The following is a 13,615-nucleotide window of genomic DNA, read 5'->3' on the forward strand; positions in this document are numbered from 1 at the left end:
GAATCAATGAGAAAGATAGTTGTGGCGAGCCATTCCCTTCTCGCCCAGGGCTTCAAGGACACCCTCGAGTTCCTTACGGGTAAGAGCGACGCCGTCAACGCCGTGTGCGCCTACGTGAACGACAACGGCGAGGGGCTTGACGCGGCGGTCGAGGCGGCTCTTTCGGGCACTGACGAGGTCGTCGTCCTCACCGACGCGCTCGGCGGCAGCGTGAACCAGCGCTTCTCCCGCTTCGCCTCCGACCGGATCCACGTGATCGCGGGTGTCAACCTCCCGCTCGCCATGACGGTCGCGCTCGCGCGCCCCGACGAGAAACTCGATTTCGACGCCCTCGTCGACGAGGCGCGCCAGCAGATCGTCTACGTGAACGGTGCCAGTTCCGCCGAGTGCGAAGACGACGAATAGAGGAGGTCGACGATGAGAGAGTTCCTTAAAGACGTGTGGATGCACGGCGGTGAGGAAAGCCGCGCCATCACCCCCGAGAACATCACGGGCGAGAAGGGCCGTGCCGCCATGTCGGCCAGCCACCTCGGCGTCGGCCGCAAGGGCTCGTGCTGCGTGCCCCTTGAGTCCGGCGAGACCATCACGCTCGCGGACATCGAGGGCCCCGGCATCATCCGCCACATCTGGATGACCGTCCCCGACAAGACCGCCGCCGGCAGCTTCGTCATGCGCGACCTCGTGCTGCGCTTCTACTGGGACGACGAGGAGACCCCCTCGGTCGAGTGCCCTGTCGGCGACTTCTTCTGCAACGGCTTCGGTGAGCGCGCCATCGTCAACTCGATGCCCATCTGCGTGAACCCGACGGGCGGCATGAACTGCTACTTCGAGATGCCCTTCAGGAAGCACGCCAAGGTCACGCTTACGAGCGAGCACCCCGGGTTCATTAAGTACATCTTCTACACGTTCAACTACGCGCTCACCGACGTGCCGGACGACGCCATGTACTTCCACGCCCGTTTTAACCGCGAGCGCAGCACCCGCAGGGGCGTCGACTACACCGTGCTCGACGGCGTGCGCGGTAAGGGCTACTACGTCGGCACCTACATGGCCCTGTGCGCCCTGGAGCGCTATTGGTGGGGCGAGGGCGAGATGAAGTTCTTCCTCGACGGCGACGAGGAGTTCCCCACGGTCACCTCGACGGGAGCCGAGGACTACTTCGGCGGTGCCTGGGCCTTCCTCGACAGGCCGCCCCACGCACTGCCCGAGGCGCAGTGCTTCAACACGCTGTTCGCCGGCTACCCGTACCGCTCGACGCGCGACGCCACGCGCGACCGCTTCAGCGCGGGCAAGCCGAACCCGAACCCGATGCTCGCGACCAACGACGACGCGCTGCCCAGGCACGGCCTCTACAGGTGGCACCTTCCCGACCCGATCTCGTTCAAGGAGGACCTGCGCGTGACGTTCCAGGACCTCGGCAACGACGACATCAAGCTCTACGAGCGCGAGGACGACATCTCCACCGTCGCCTACTGGTACCAAAGCGAGCCGCACGCCGTGCTCGCCCCGTTTGCCGCAAGGCAGGACCGCGTGCCCAGGTAGGGTCGCCTCGAAACAAGCCAACGTTATGGGCGTCCGCGGTTGACCATGACTGCGGGCGTCCCTTTGTAAGGAGGATCACGTGAGCGAAAAGCAAATGAGGCTCGGCGCCCTCGAGGCCGGCGGGACCAAGATGGTCTGTGCCGTGGTGTCCGGCGACGGCGAGGTCCTCGACCGTATGGAGACCCCGACGCTTGCGCCCGCCGAGACCGTCCCGCAGATGATCGAGTGGTTCGCCGCCCGCGATGTGGACGCGTTGGGCATCGGCGCCTTCGGCCCGACCTGCGTCGACCCCGCCGACGAGCGCTACGGCTCCATCCTCCAAACGCCCAAGCTCGCGTGGCGAGGCTATGGTCTTCGCGCCGCGTTCGCCGACGCCCTCGGGATTCCGGTGGCCTACGATACGGACGTGAACGTTGCCTGCCTCGGCGAAGTGGTCTTCGGCTGCTGCAAGGGGCTCAAGGACGCCGTCTACGTGACCATCGGCACCGGCGTGGGCGCGGGCGTCATGTGCGCGGGCAGGCTCCTTCACGGCATGCTGCACCCCGAGGCCGGTCACATGCTGGTAAGGACCCGTCCCACCGAGGAAGGACGCTGCGTCTGCCCGAGCCACGCGAGCTGCCTCGAGGGCCTCGCCTCCGGCCCCGCCATCGCCGCGCGCTGGGGAAAGCCCGCGGCCGAGCTCGCGGACAACGATGAGGTGTGGATGCTCGAGGGGGATTATCTGGGGCAGATGTGTGCGAACCTCGTGCTCATGTACTCGCCTCGCCGCATCGTCCTCGGCGGTGGCGTGATGCACCAGGAGCAGCTCTACGGCATCGTCCGCAAGAAGACCCTCGAATATCTGGGTGGCTACATCCAGACCGCCGAGCTTAAGGACATGGAGAGCTACATCTGCGCCCCGGGCTGCGGCGGCGACCAAGGAATCCTCGGCGCGGCCGAGCTGGCAAGAAGGGCGCTCGCGTAACTTGCGCTCTCTCCGCCATACAACACGGTAAGAAAAGACGAGCGCTTCTTGCCAATTGGGCGGCAAGAAGCGCTCGTCTTTTGCATTTGTTTTTGGGGCAGGACGCCCCGCCTCCGCTAGAGTCCCTGGACCGCCACACCCACGAGGTTTGGACCGGTGTGGACAAGAAGCGCGGGGCTGATGTCGGAGCGGACGACCTCCACCGCGTTGGCCACGCGCTCGCGCAGGGCCTGCTCCATGCGGCCGTAGAGGTCGGCGTAGGCCGAGGTGCAGCTCACGGCAAAGCGCACCTTGGGGTGCTTCTCGGCGATGGCGGCGACGAGCTTGACCTCGGTGCGATGCGGTACTTGCATAGCCATTTCGTGTGCGCGAGGCTGTCGGCTTTCTGGGCCACAGCAATCACATTCCCCCTAGCATGATGACCTGAACAATCCTCATGCTAGGGGGAAGGTTTTGTCGCGTAGCGGAAATTGGCCTCCACCCGCTGAGCGGGTGGCTTTCTATGCCGCGCGTGCCGTGCGGCACGGACTAAAGTCCATGAATAAAAACGAGGAAGGCCACGTCCGGCCTCCCTCGCAAAGGGTCTCTGATTACTCCCACTCATTGGGGACAGGCTTACATGAGTGATTGCACTCATTGGGGACAGACTTAAATGAGTGCTCTTGAAATGCCGGCGCCTGGGGACGTTCCTTTTCTGTCGGCAGTTTGGGACGGTCCTTAGAGCTGCAGCGCGCCATGAGTGACGTGGTGAAGCGGATCATCCTGTCTTTGAAGTTCTAAGTAGAATTCCCCGTCTCTGAGCAATGATTAGTGCGCATTTGTGCGTATTTGCGTGCGCAGGATTGCGTGACCATGCGTGTATATGCGCCGTCTGCGGTTGTATTTTGACCGTTTGGCGGTTATATACGCAGAAGTACGCACATACACGCGTATTTGTGCGAATATATAGCTGTCAGAATTGAAAGACTTTTCACGACGCAGGAGGTATTCATGGCAGATTCCAAGCAGGCTCCACTCGACGCCGCGGCAGCCGCCAAAGCAGCATTTGCTTCGGTCCAGGACAAGCCGTTCCCTAACGACATCTTTACGGCTCCCGAGCTCCGTTGGGCTGTGATCGGTTGCGGCGTTATTGCCAACCAGATGGCTCAGTCCCTTGCCCTGGCCGGCCGCAAGCTTACGGGCGTTGCCAACCGCACGCTCACCAAGGCTCAGACTTTTGCCGACCAGTACGGCGTCGAGAAGGTCTATGACACGGTTGAGGATCTCTACGCCGATCCTGACATCGACGCCGTCTACATCACCACCCCGCACAACACCCATATCACCTATCTGCGCGCCGCCCTGGCGGCCGGCAAGCACGTTCTCTGCGAGAAGGCCATCACGCTCAACTCCGCCGAGCTCGATGAGGCCCGCGCCATTGCCGCCGAACGCAACGTGGTCCTTATGGACGCTACCACGGTGCTCCACATGCCCTTGTATCAAGAGCTGCGCCGCCGCATGGATGCCGGCGAGTTTGGCCGCATGAACCTCGCTCAGCTCAACTTTGGTAGCTACAAGGAGTACGGCGACCTGACCAACCGATTCTACAATCGCAACCTCGCCGGCGGTGCAATGCTCGATATTGGCGTATACGCCCTGTCCGTCATGCGCCTGTTTATGGCGAGCCAGCCCGTCGAGGTCGTGTCTCTGGGTAACACCTGCGAGACCGGCGTGGACGTTGCAGGCGGCATCGTCTGCCGCAATGCCGAGCAGCAGCTGGGCGTCGTGAGCCTTACGCTCCACTCCAAGCAGCCAAAGCGCTCGGTTATCAGCTTTGACAATTGCTATGTCGAGGTCAACGAGTATCCGCGCGCCGATCACGCGACGATCGTGTGGACCGCGGACGGTCATCGCGAGGAGGTCGCCGCGGGCACCGAGGCTTATGCCCTGTGCTACGAGATGGCTGACCTCGAGCAGGCCGTCGCCGGCGACGATTCCAAGCGTGAGCTTCTGGATTATGCTTCTGATGTGATGGAGCTCATGACCAAGCTCCGCGCCGATTGGGGAGTCGTCTACCCCGAGGAGGAGTAAGCGATGCTTGCGGAAGATAGGCTCAATACGATCGTGTCGATGGTGCAGCAGGCTGGCTCGGTAACGGTGCCCGAGCTTGCCGATGCCCTGGGCGTGACGGCCTCTACCATTCGACGCGACCTACAGACGCTCGACCGAGCGCACCGCATCGCCAAGGTGCACGGTGGCGCGACAAGTCTTGAGCGCGCGCACGTGACGCGCGACCTAACGATCAGTGAGCGCAGTGATCTCCATAACGACGACAAGGAGCGTATCTGCGCCCGCGCCGCGGCGCTCGTGGAGCCCGAGAGCTTTGTGTACATCGATTCGGGTTCGACAACGCTCAGACTCATCGAGCATCTTCCGCATCTCGAATCGGTCACCTATGTGACTGATTCCGTGCTCCATGCTCAGCATCTCGCTGTGCGCGGCATGCGCACCGTGGTGCTGGGCGGCGAGCTTAAACCCGAGACCGAGGCGCTCGTTGGCCCCGATGCTCTGGCAACCCTAGACCGCTACAACTTTAACTGCGGCTTTTGGGGTTCTAACGGCGTTGCCGCCGAGCAGGGCTTTACGACGCCCGATATCGAGGAAGCGCAGGTCAAGCGTATCTCGATGCGCCATACAGCCAAACGCTTCGTAATCTCGGACGCCAGTAAGTTTGGCATGGTGGCTCCCGTAAAATTCGCGGACTTCCGCGACGCAACGATTATTACCGCGGGCGAGGTGCCAGCCAAGTACCAGTCGATGGACAACGTCATCACTGTCTAACAGCGAGACAAGGCCAAAACCACCACGAAGGTGCCTGTCCCCATTGTGGTGGTTAGTAACGAAAACCGAGTAGTTTTCTCAATAGAAAAGCGGCAACGTCCATCACGGGCGTTGCCGCTTTCGTTGTCTGCCGGTTTGTCTAAGTCTGTAACAACTGGACCGTTAAAAGTGGGCTAGGTGTTACAGATTGAGATTTTCCCTTAAGGGGGATTTGAATGTCTCGATCTGTAACAGATAGACCGGAAAATGGGTTCTAACTGTTACAGATCGAGACATTTTGGGACCGCGGTTGAACCATTGCGGCAAAACCACCACAAAGGTGCCTGTCCCCATTGTGGTGGTTTAGGGCTCCCAGGGGCAGGGGGCTTCGATGTGGATGTGCTCGCCGGTTACGGGATGCGTGAAGGACACGCTGTGGGCATGGAGCATCAGGCCGCAGGGGCGCGGCGTTCCGTACAGGTCGTCGCCAACCAGGGGATGATGCTCGCTTGCCAGGTGCACACGGATTTGGTGCTTGCGGCCGGTGAGCAACTCGACATCGATATACGAGCGCGCGGGCAGGCCACGACGGCTCTTAAGACGTTTGAGCACCTTCACGCGAGTTTGAGACGGCTTGCCGCTGGCGCCGACGCGCATCTTTCGGCTGTCGTGACGGTCGCGGGCGATGGGCTTGTCGATGAGCTTCTCGTTCCAGTCGATCTTGCCCTCGACCAGCGCCAGATAGTGCTTTTCGAAGGCGTGGTCGATGACCATTTGGTCAAAGGCGGGCTGCGTCTGTTTGTCGAGCGAAAACAACACCACGCCGGTGGTGTTGCGGTCCAGGCGGTTGAGCGGCTGCATGTCGGTCGCGGCAAAGCCGTCACCCATCGCCAGCAGCAGGTCGCTGGCGTAGTCGGTGAGCGTGCGCTCGCCGGTGCCGTCGCCGTGGACGATCATGCCGGCGGGCTTGTCGATGGCCATGAGCCAGGCGTCGCAGTAAAGGACTTGAGGTTCTTCGTTCACGTGTAAGCCTTTCGGTTAGCTAATTCCCACAAACATGCAGCCCGAGGTGGCGCCGCGCAGGCGGGCGGCGGGCTTGCGGCCGGCCTGTGCTGCTTCGACGGCACGACGGACGCGGGCGACGGCACGGCCCACCTCATCTGTCTCGAGCAGCGTTCCGTCTACCATGAGACGACGCACGCCGGCATCGAGCAGCTGAGGAACCTGCGGCGTGAGGTCGATGGGGTAGGCGTCGTACAGGCGAGAGCGGCCATGGATGTCGGTGCGTACGGGCATGACCTTGCCGTCGATATTCTTGAGTGACAGCTTGCGGGCGTGCAGGCGGCAGTTAGCGCAATCGTGGATGCAGCCATTGGCCACCTGCAGGATGCAGTGCTCACTCGTCATAACGCGCGGGCGGCCGAACACAGTGATGCCCAGGGCTGCGGGCGCGGCGGTGCCAAGCGAGACGATCTCGTCGAGCGTGATCTCGGGCGAGAGCCAAAACGCACCGGCTCCGCGCTCGGCAAGTGCCTCCATGCAGGGCGTGTTATGCACCGGCAGGCAAGAGCGAATCTCGGCCGTGGCGCCGGCATGAGCGGCTACGGCGAGCTCGGAGATATTGCCGACGGCGACGGTGGCTCCGGCATTGATCCAAGGATCGACGCGCTCGTGGTCGACGGCGCGGCAGACCTCGTCGAGTACGGGCACGATACCCTGCTCAAATGCATCGGCAGGGGAGAGTCCGACAGCCTCGAGCGCGTCGGTGGTCATATAGATGCGCGTTGCACCCTCCGCGCGGGCTGCCTCGGCGGCCTCGAGCGAGGTGACGGTGGCGCAGATCTGCGGCTCGTCGCGGTAGTGCTTGGGCATGGGGCGCGTACATTTGTCGAGCACCGGCAACTCGAGCGTTTTTGCGCGCTCCTCGTACGGTGCCAGAATGGCCTCTTCCAGCGCCTTACAAGCGGCGGCGCGCACCTTGTGCACGGCGGAGAAGCCCATGCCGCAGCCCTCATCGAGCGCCACATCAAAGCTCGCGGCCTCAAAGGGAGAGGAGCCCATGCGCCCGACGTGCTCAACCAGATCGGATGCCTCGACGGCGCGGGTCTTGGCGGCCTCGACGGTGAAGCCCGTGGCGGTGGCGGTGAGCGCGGGGTTGTCACAGCAGGTGAGTGTGACAGTAAACGGCTCGCCCAGGCGCGCCACGACGGACACGTCAACAGCTCGGCGGCGCAGCACATCGCGCTTGAGCGCGGCGCCGGCGGCGTCAATGGCGCTCTGGCTTCGAATCACGCGCACGCGGCAGCCCTCGGGCATGCTACGGGGCACGCGGCACTCAATGATGTCACCGGCGGCGGCATCATCGGCGGCAATGGTGGTCAGGAACTGGTCAAACTCGTTATCGTGGCGAAGCTCCAGCAGGTCGCCTTTGCCCACGGGCTCAAACAGCTCAATGCGGGCGATGGCGGCGCGGCGACGGCGGTCGTCGGACTTGAGGCCGCGCACATCGCGGTTGGCCGGGCGGCTGCCCAGCACCGTGCCCACGATCTGGCCGCGGTTGTTGGAACGCTCATAGCTCATCATCTCGTCGCCCGAGGTGCCGTCCTGATAGGCGTGCGTAAAGTCGCGGTTGAAGCAGCGCTTGAGCTGGCGCTGGCGGGCGGCTTCCTCGTCCTTGGCAACGGCGGCTCCGGATAGCATGTCGTCAATTTCGTGACGATACACATCAACGATGGAGTACACGTAATCGGGTGCCTTCATGCGGCCCTCGAGCTTGAGCGATGCGGCGCCGGCGTCATACAGACGGCGAACAAGCTGTGAGGTGTTGGTGTCACGCGGGCACAGCGCGCGCTCGCGACCGGCAGGGGAGAGCGCGCGACCGTTCTCGTCGATCAACTCGTAGGGCAGGCGGCAGGGCTGGGCGCACATGCCGCGGTTGGCCGATCGTCCCGCCATGGCAAAGCTCGACAGCAGGCACAGGCCCGAGTAGCAAAAGCAGATGGCGCCATGGCTGAAGACCTCAAGGTCCACATCGGGCGCGGCGTCGTGAATGGCGGCGATTTCGTCGATGGAGAGCTCGCGCGAGAGAGTCACGCGGTCGGCGCCCTGCTCACGGCACCAAAGGGTTCCGCGGTCGTCGTGGATGTTCGCCTGGGTCGAGATATGTGTCTCGATGCCGGGCATGGTGCGCTTGGCCTCAAAGAACAGACCCCAGTCCTGGATAATGAAGGCATCGGCGCCCAGCGTGGAGCAGCGATGAATGAGCTGCAGTGCATCGCCCATCTCGGACTGCTTGATGACGATGTTGACCGTGACGTAGACGCGCGACCCGGCTAGATGCGCGGCGCGGCAGGCTTGCTCAAAGGCCTCGTCGGTAAAGTTGGTTGCCTTGCGGCGGGCGTTGAAGCTGCCCATGCCGCAGTAGATGGCGTCTGCCCCGGCGGCGAGCGCGGCGGCAAAGGGCTCCGGGCCTCCGGCGGGGGCCAAAAGCTCGGGCCTGCGGTTAGTGGTTCGGCTGGCGGTTGCGGTCATATCCTGCCTTTCAAAATGCTCAGATATTCAAAAGTATAGTGGCGTCGCTGCGGTGGGCGACGCCCGCAGCCTAAGCAGGACAAAGTCTTCAGCAGCTTGGACTGGCTGCTCCACATGAGAACCGTTCAGCGGTTCGGGGAAACCGTTGGGCGATAAAATATTCTCGCAAGCTGATAATATTCTTGCATCAAACAGAAACCTTGAGTACTATCCCAATCAAGCGCGGTGTTCAGACCGAACTGTGCCTCCCGGTGTGAACACCGCGCTCACGCTCTCTCAATTGATCGTAAGGAGAAAAACATGAGCAAGACCGTCGTGTCTTCCGATAACGCACCCGCAGCCATCGGCCCGTATTCCCCCGGTATCCAGGCCGGCAACATGGTGTTCCTGTCCGGCCAGCTGGGCATCGATCCCGCGACCGGCAAGATGCCCGAGGGCGTCGAGGCCCAGGCCAAGCAGTCCCTCGCCAACGTCGAGGCCCTGCTGACCGCTGCCGGCGCTACCTTTGCCGATGTCGTCAAGACCACGGTCTACCTGGCCGGCATCGCCGACTTCGCCGCCGTGAACGAGATCTACGCCTCCAAGTTTGAGGCCCCGTTCCCCGCGCGCAGCGCCTTCCAGGTTGCCGCCCTTCCGGCTGGCGGTCTGGTCGAGATCGAGGTCGTCGCCGCTCTCTAAGGCGTTGGCCACAACTAAACATGACATGCAAAAAGACCCTGCAGCGCGTGCGAGCTGCAGGGTCTTTTATCAAGTGACGGATCGCTTGTGGGGCCGCACTCCATTTTGCTCGTTAGCCTTCCTTGCGGACTTTTTGCAGGTAGCGGTAGACGCTGGGCTCAGAGATGCCCAGCGCGGCGGCGGCGCAGGCCACGGCGCCCTTGAGCATGAACACCCCGTTACCGTTGAGGTGGCGAATGACGTCCACGCGGTCGCTCTGACCAAGCGACGCTACATCCAGCCCGCGCGCGCTCAGCAACTCGGCAATGCTGCGGTCGATGAGCTCCTGTGTGGACTCCGAAAGGCTTTCTACCTCGATAGGGGCGGGCTCCGTGCGCGTCGGCGCCGCGTCGAAGCACGCCATGAGCTGCTGCGCCATGGCGTTGATGGAGCGCACGGTCGAGAGGTCGGTGTTGACGCAGAGCATACCGACAATCTCATCATTCTCGCGGATAAAGTACGTCGCTGACTCCAACGTCTTGCCGCCGGCACCGCGCCCCTCGTAGCCCGTAATAAACGGCAGGTCGCGATACTTGGCGTCGTGCATGATCTTGAGTGCCAGATCGGTGGCGGGACCGCCGACCTTGCGGCCGCTCACGATGCCGTTGCGAATATCGACGATGGCGTGGTCGGGATCCGAGAAATCGTGCAGCACGATTTCGCTGTTTTTGCCGAGTATCTGCTCCAGAAAATCGACCATCGGCAAAAAGCGACGTACGGTCTCGTTCACGGGCAACTCCTTTGGGTGAAATCGGAAATGTTCATAACAATTTTTTCTCATGGTAACACGCTGTCCATCATCTCGTATATCCGCAGGTACATTGCGTAATGCAGACGAACGGTAGGAATTTAGCGGTAAACGGTTGACCAAAAGAAATGTTAGATGTTATTTTGACCAGACACTTTCCTGACCTGCGGAAATGCGTAATTTCAGCTGAAGAATAGTCTGATAACAAAAAATTATTATTGAGAATGAGAATCATCTTTAATACGATATGCAATGAAGGCACAACCTCAACCCCGCACTGCGTCACAATAGAGCGTCAGATGCGAAAACAACTACTTCGAGGATTGGTGGTCAAATGACCCAGGAGACGGTTACGAACGGCACTGAAGCCCTGTTCACTCGCGAAGGCATGCCTCCCGTTAAGGAAATGATCCCGTGTGCCCTTCAGCACGTACTGGCATCGTTTGCCGGCATCATTACCCCGGCGGTCATCATGGCCGGCGTCTACGGCTTTAATAGCCAGCAGAGTACCGACATCATCCAGGTCGCGCTCATTCTTTCGGCGATCGACACGGCCCTTCAGGCCTTCGCTCCCTTCCGTCGCATCGGCGGCGGCCTGCCCATCGTCATGGGCGTTTCGTTCGCGTTCCTGCCGGCCCTGCAGGCCATGGGTGCCTCGGGCTTTAGCTTTGGTGCGCTGCTGGGTGGCGAGATCGTCGGCGGCGCCGTCGCGGTCCTCTTTGGTCTGGCCTACAGCAAGATCAAGTGGCTGTTCCCGCCCGTCGTGACCGGTACGGTCATCTTCTCCATCGGCGTTTCGCTGTATCCCACGGCCGTCAAGTATATGGCCGGCGGTATGGGTACGCCGCTGTGGGGCACCCCGCAGGCCTGGTGCGTCGCTCTTATCACCTTCGCCGTGGTCTTTGCGCTCGCCAACTTTGGCAAGGGCACGCTCAAGCTGGGATCCGTGTTCTTTGGCATGATCGTCGGCATGATCGTCTCCATCCCCTTTGGCATGATCGACTTCTCCAGCGTCGCCACCGCTCAGGTCTTCGCTCTTCCCAAGCTCATGCCCTACGCGCTCGAGTTTGATCCCGAGGTCTGCATTACCCTCGCCGTCGTGTTCCCCATGGTTGCCATCCAGGTTATCGGTGACGTCTCCGCCGCCTGCCTGGGCTCCATCGACCGTATGCCCACCGAGCGCGAGCTCTCCGGCGCTATCGTGTCCCAGGGCCTCACCTCTATGGTCGGCGGTCTGCTGGGCGGTCTTCCCACCAGCGCCCTTGGCCAGAACGTGGGCATCATCTGCTCCAACAAGGTCGTCAACAAGTGGGTCTTTGTGATCATTGCGGCCGTCTTTGCCATCGCCGGTCTGTTCCCGCAGCTCTCTGCCGTCCTTTCCGCTATCCCGCAGCCCGTCATCGGCGGCGCGACCGTCGGCGTCTTTGGCACCATCACCATGAACGGCGTGCGCATGTTCACCCGCGAGGGCCTCACGCAGCGCACTACCACCATCGTCGGCACCTCCGTCGTCTTTGGCCTGGGTATCTGGATGGCCAGCGGTTGCCTTGCCGGCGAGGGTATGCCCGCCTGGGTGTCCACCGTCATCGGCTCCAATGCCGTAACCCCCACCGCCATCATGGCCATTGTCCTTAACCTGATCCTTCCGCAGACGCCGGTCGTGGCTCAGCACATCGATGCTGCCAAGGACGCTGCCGTGGATCTGGTCTTGCCCGAGAGCAAGAAGTAACCAATTCGGTGCTATTCGTCGGCGGACGCATCGCCTCGTCTGCCGACGCCATGCGGCGCCAAGCCGCACTTCAAAGGGTTTGTCCCTTTGGTGAAGCGTTGACGGGAGAGGGCCCGTTTCCGGTGTAGGCCGGCGCTTCGCACTCCGCCATGTCAGAGGTGTCAAACCCCGCCTCTGATGTTGAAGGGAGCATCCATGCTTCTGGTCGCTAACGGTTCCGTCTTTACCCGCAACGCTCAGACCCCGTTCATTCCAAACGGTGCGGTCGCCATTGACGGAGATACGATCGTCGAAGTGGGCCCCGAGCGCGAGCTCAAGGCCAAGTACCCGGATGCCGAGTACGTCGATGCCCAGGGCAACCTCATCATGCCCGGACTCATCAACTGCCACACCCACATCTACTCGGGTCTGGCCCGCGGCCTTGCCATTAAGGGCTGCAACCCCACCAACTTCCTGGAGAATCTTGAGCAGCAGTGGTGGAAGATCGACGACAACCTGACGCTCGACGGCACCAAGGCCAGCGCCTATGCCACGATTTTGGACTCCATCCGTGATGGCGTCACCACGATCTTCGATCACCATGCGAGCTTCTGCGAGATCCCGGGAAGCCTCTTTACCATTAAGGATGCAGCTCAGGAGCTGGGCATGCGTTCGTGCCTGTGCTACGAGGTCTCCGATCGCCGCGGCCAGGAAAAGTGCGACCAGGCCATTGCCGAGAACGCCGAATTTGCCCAGTGGGCCGCCAAGGAGCGTCGCGATAACGACAACCACATGATCGCCGCCATGTTTGGCGGACATGCTACCTTTACGCTTTCGGACGAGACCATGGATAAGATGGCCGAGGCCAACAACGGCCTGACCGGCTTCCACATCCATGTGTGCGAGGGCATGAACGACGTGTGGGATTCCCGCCTCAACCGCGGTGGTATCAGCCCCGTCGAGCGCCTGCTGCAGCACAACCTGCTGGGTCCCGACACCATGCTCGGCCACTGCATCCACGTGACGCCTGCCGAGATGGATATCGTCAAGGAGTCCGGCACCTGGCTGGTCAACAACCCCGAATCCAATATGGGCAACGCCGTGGGCTGCGCCCCCGTGCTCGAGTTCTTCCGCCGCGGCATCCCCGTGTGCATGGGCACCGACGCCTACACCCACGATATGCTCGAGAGCCTTAAGGTCTTCCTGATTATTCAGCGCCACAACGCCGCCATGCCCAACGTGGGCTGGTGCGAGGCCATGACGATGCTGTTCGAGAACAACGCCAAGATGGCGAGCAAGTACTTCGATCGCAAGCTCGGTGTGCTCGAGGCCGGCGCTGCCGCCGACGTCATCGTCATGGACTACAAGCCCTTTACGCCGCTGAGCGAGGAGAATATCGACGGCCACATGCTCTTTGGCATGATGGGCAAAAACTGCCGCACCACCATCATCAACGGCCGCGTCCTGTACAAGGATCGCGAGTTCGTTGGCATTGATGAGGACAAGATCAACGCGTGGACCATGGCCGAGTCCAAGAAGCTCTGGAGCACGCTCAACGATCGCACCTACTAATTCACAAGTAGATTCGCGCGCGTCGGATGTTTCG

The 13,615-nt window shown here is 61.9% G+C and carries 12 protein-coding genes; 8 read left to right on the forward strand and 4 right to left on the reverse strand.

Features of this window, described 5'->3' with window-relative positions; all coding sequences use genetic code 11:
* The first annotated feature begins 6 nt into the window (after positions 1-6).
* From AAAX77_RS03325 to AAAX77_RS03335, 3 genes are all read left to right on the forward strand, one after another.
* Positions 7-405: a PTS fructose transporter subunit IIA gene (locus tag AAAX77_RS03325; RefSeq protein WP_055287011.1), complete on the forward strand. Its 399-nt coding sequence runs from the start codon at positions 7-9 to the stop codon at positions 403-405.
* A gap of 12 nt (positions 406-417) precedes the next feature.
* Complete coding sequence (locus AAAX77_RS03330; protein ID WP_172676343.1) at positions 418-1,542, forward strand: glycoside hydrolase family 172 protein; 1,125 nt, start codon at positions 418-420, stop codon at positions 1,540-1,542.
* 79 nt (positions 1,543-1,621) lie between these two features.
* Positions 1,622-2,506: an ROK family protein gene (locus tag AAAX77_RS03335; RefSeq protein ID WP_271748763.1), complete on the forward strand. Its 885-nt coding sequence runs from the start codon at positions 1,622-1,624 to the stop codon at positions 2,504-2,506.
* Between the two features lie 116 nt (positions 2,507-2,622).
* Here AAAX77_RS03335 and AAAX77_RS03340 read toward each other — a convergent pair whose 3' ends face one another.
* Positions 2,623-2,859, reverse strand: coding sequence for a hypothetical protein (locus tag AAAX77_RS03340; RefSeq protein ID WP_349104771.1), 237 nt, complete (start codon positions 2,857-2,859; stop codon positions 2,623-2,625).
* 637 nt (positions 2,860-3,496) lie between these two features.
* Here AAAX77_RS03340 and AAAX77_RS03345 point away from each other — a divergent pair.
* Together AAAX77_RS03345 and AAAX77_RS03350 are read left to right on the forward strand one after the other, a co-directional pair.
* Entirely contained in the window at positions 3,497-4,576 is a 1,080-nt protein-coding gene (locus AAAX77_RS03345) for a Gfo/Idh/MocA family oxidoreductase (protein ID WP_349104772.1), read from the forward strand.
* A 3-nt stretch (positions 4,577-4,579) separates the two neighbouring features.
* Entirely contained in the window at positions 4,580-5,326 is a 747-nt protein-coding gene (locus tag AAAX77_RS03350; protein WP_349104773.1) for a DeoR/GlpR family DNA-binding transcription regulator, read from the forward strand.
* A gap of 342 nt (positions 5,327-5,668) precedes the next feature.
* Here AAAX77_RS03350 and AAAX77_RS03355 read toward each other — a convergent pair whose 3' ends face one another.
* Positions 5,669-6,328 carry an RluA family pseudouridine synthase gene (locus tag AAAX77_RS03355; RefSeq protein WP_349104775.1) on the reverse strand — a complete coding sequence of 220 codons (660 nt, stop codon included), beginning with the start codon at positions 6,326-6,328 and terminating at the stop codon, positions 5,669-5,671.
* 15 nt (positions 6,329-6,343) lie between these two features.
* Entirely contained in the window at positions 6,344-8,836 is a 2,493-nt protein-coding gene (locus AAAX77_RS03360) for a U32 family peptidase (RefSeq protein WP_349104776.1), read from the reverse strand.
* Positions 8,837-9,136: 300 nt separating this feature from the next.
* Between AAAX77_RS03360 and AAAX77_RS03365 the strand changes: the two genes are divergently transcribed.
* The gene (locus tag AAAX77_RS03365) at positions 9,137-9,514 is read left to right on the forward strand and encodes a Rid family detoxifying hydrolase (RefSeq protein ID WP_349104778.1); all 378 of its coding nucleotides are present in this window, start codon (positions 9,137-9,139) and stop codon (positions 9,512-9,514) included.
* 112 nt (positions 9,515-9,626) lie between these two features.
* On the opposite strand, the gene AAAX77_RS03370 is transcribed toward AAAX77_RS03365, so the two are convergent.
* On the reverse strand, positions 9,627-10,283 hold the full coding sequence (locus tag AAAX77_RS03370; RefSeq protein ID WP_233506175.1) for a PAS domain-containing protein: 657 nt from the start codon (positions 10,281-10,283) through the stop codon (positions 9,627-9,629).
* A gap of 352 nt (positions 10,284-10,635) precedes the next feature.
* Between AAAX77_RS03370 and AAAX77_RS03375 the strand changes: the two genes are divergently transcribed.
* Together AAAX77_RS03375 and ssnA are read left to right on the forward strand one after the other, a co-directional pair.
* Positions 10,636-12,030: a solute carrier family 23 protein gene (locus AAAX77_RS03375; protein ID WP_055285183.1), complete on the forward strand. Its 1,395-nt coding sequence runs from the start codon at positions 10,636-10,638 to the stop codon at positions 12,028-12,030.
* A gap of 195 nt (positions 12,031-12,225) precedes the next feature.
* The gene (gene ssnA / locus AAAX77_RS03380) at positions 12,226-13,581 is read left to right on the forward strand and encodes a putative aminohydrolase SsnA (protein WP_195239335.1); all 1,356 of its coding nucleotides are present in this window, start codon (positions 12,226-12,228) and stop codon (positions 13,579-13,581) included.
* Positions 13,582-13,615 lie beyond the last annotated feature (34 nt).

It is taken from the genome of Collinsella sp. CLA-ER-H6, assembly GCF_040092305.1.
Lineage (GTDB): Bacteria > Actinomycetota > Coriobacteriia > Coriobacteriales > Coriobacteriaceae > Collinsella.

Coding starts and splice junctions, on each gene's coding strand:
- AAAX77_RS03330 (WP_172676343.1), top strand. CDS start 418: ATGAGAGAGTTCCTTAAAGACGTGTGGATGCACGGCGGTGAGGAAAGC.
- AAAX77_RS03340 (WP_349104771.1), bottom strand. CDS start 2,859: ATGCAAGTACCGCATCGCACCGAGGTCAAGCTCGTCGCCGCCATCGCC.
- AAAX77_RS03375 (WP_055285183.1), top strand. CDS start 10,636: ATGACCCAGGAGACGGTTACGAACGGCACTGAAGCCCTGTTCACTCGC.
- AAAX77_RS03325 (WP_055287011.1), top strand. CDS start 7: ATGAGAAAGATAGTTGTGGCGAGCCATTCCCTTCTCGCCCAGGGCTTC.
- ssnA (WP_195239335.1), top strand. CDS start 12,226: ATGCTTCTGGTCGCTAACGGTTCCGTCTTTACCCGCAACGCTCAGACC.
- AAAX77_RS03345 (WP_349104772.1), top strand. CDS start 3,497: ATGGCAGATTCCAAGCAGGCTCCACTCGACGCCGCGGCAGCCGCCAAA.
- AAAX77_RS03365 (WP_349104778.1), top strand. CDS start 9,137: ATGAGCAAGACCGTCGTGTCTTCCGATAACGCACCCGCAGCCATCGGC.
- AAAX77_RS03350 (WP_349104773.1), top strand. CDS start 4,580: ATGCTTGCGGAAGATAGGCTCAATACGATCGTGTCGATGGTGCAGCAG.
- AAAX77_RS03360 (WP_349104776.1), bottom strand. CDS start 8,836: ATGACCGCAACCGCCAGCCGAACCACTAACCGCAGGCCCGAGCTTTTG.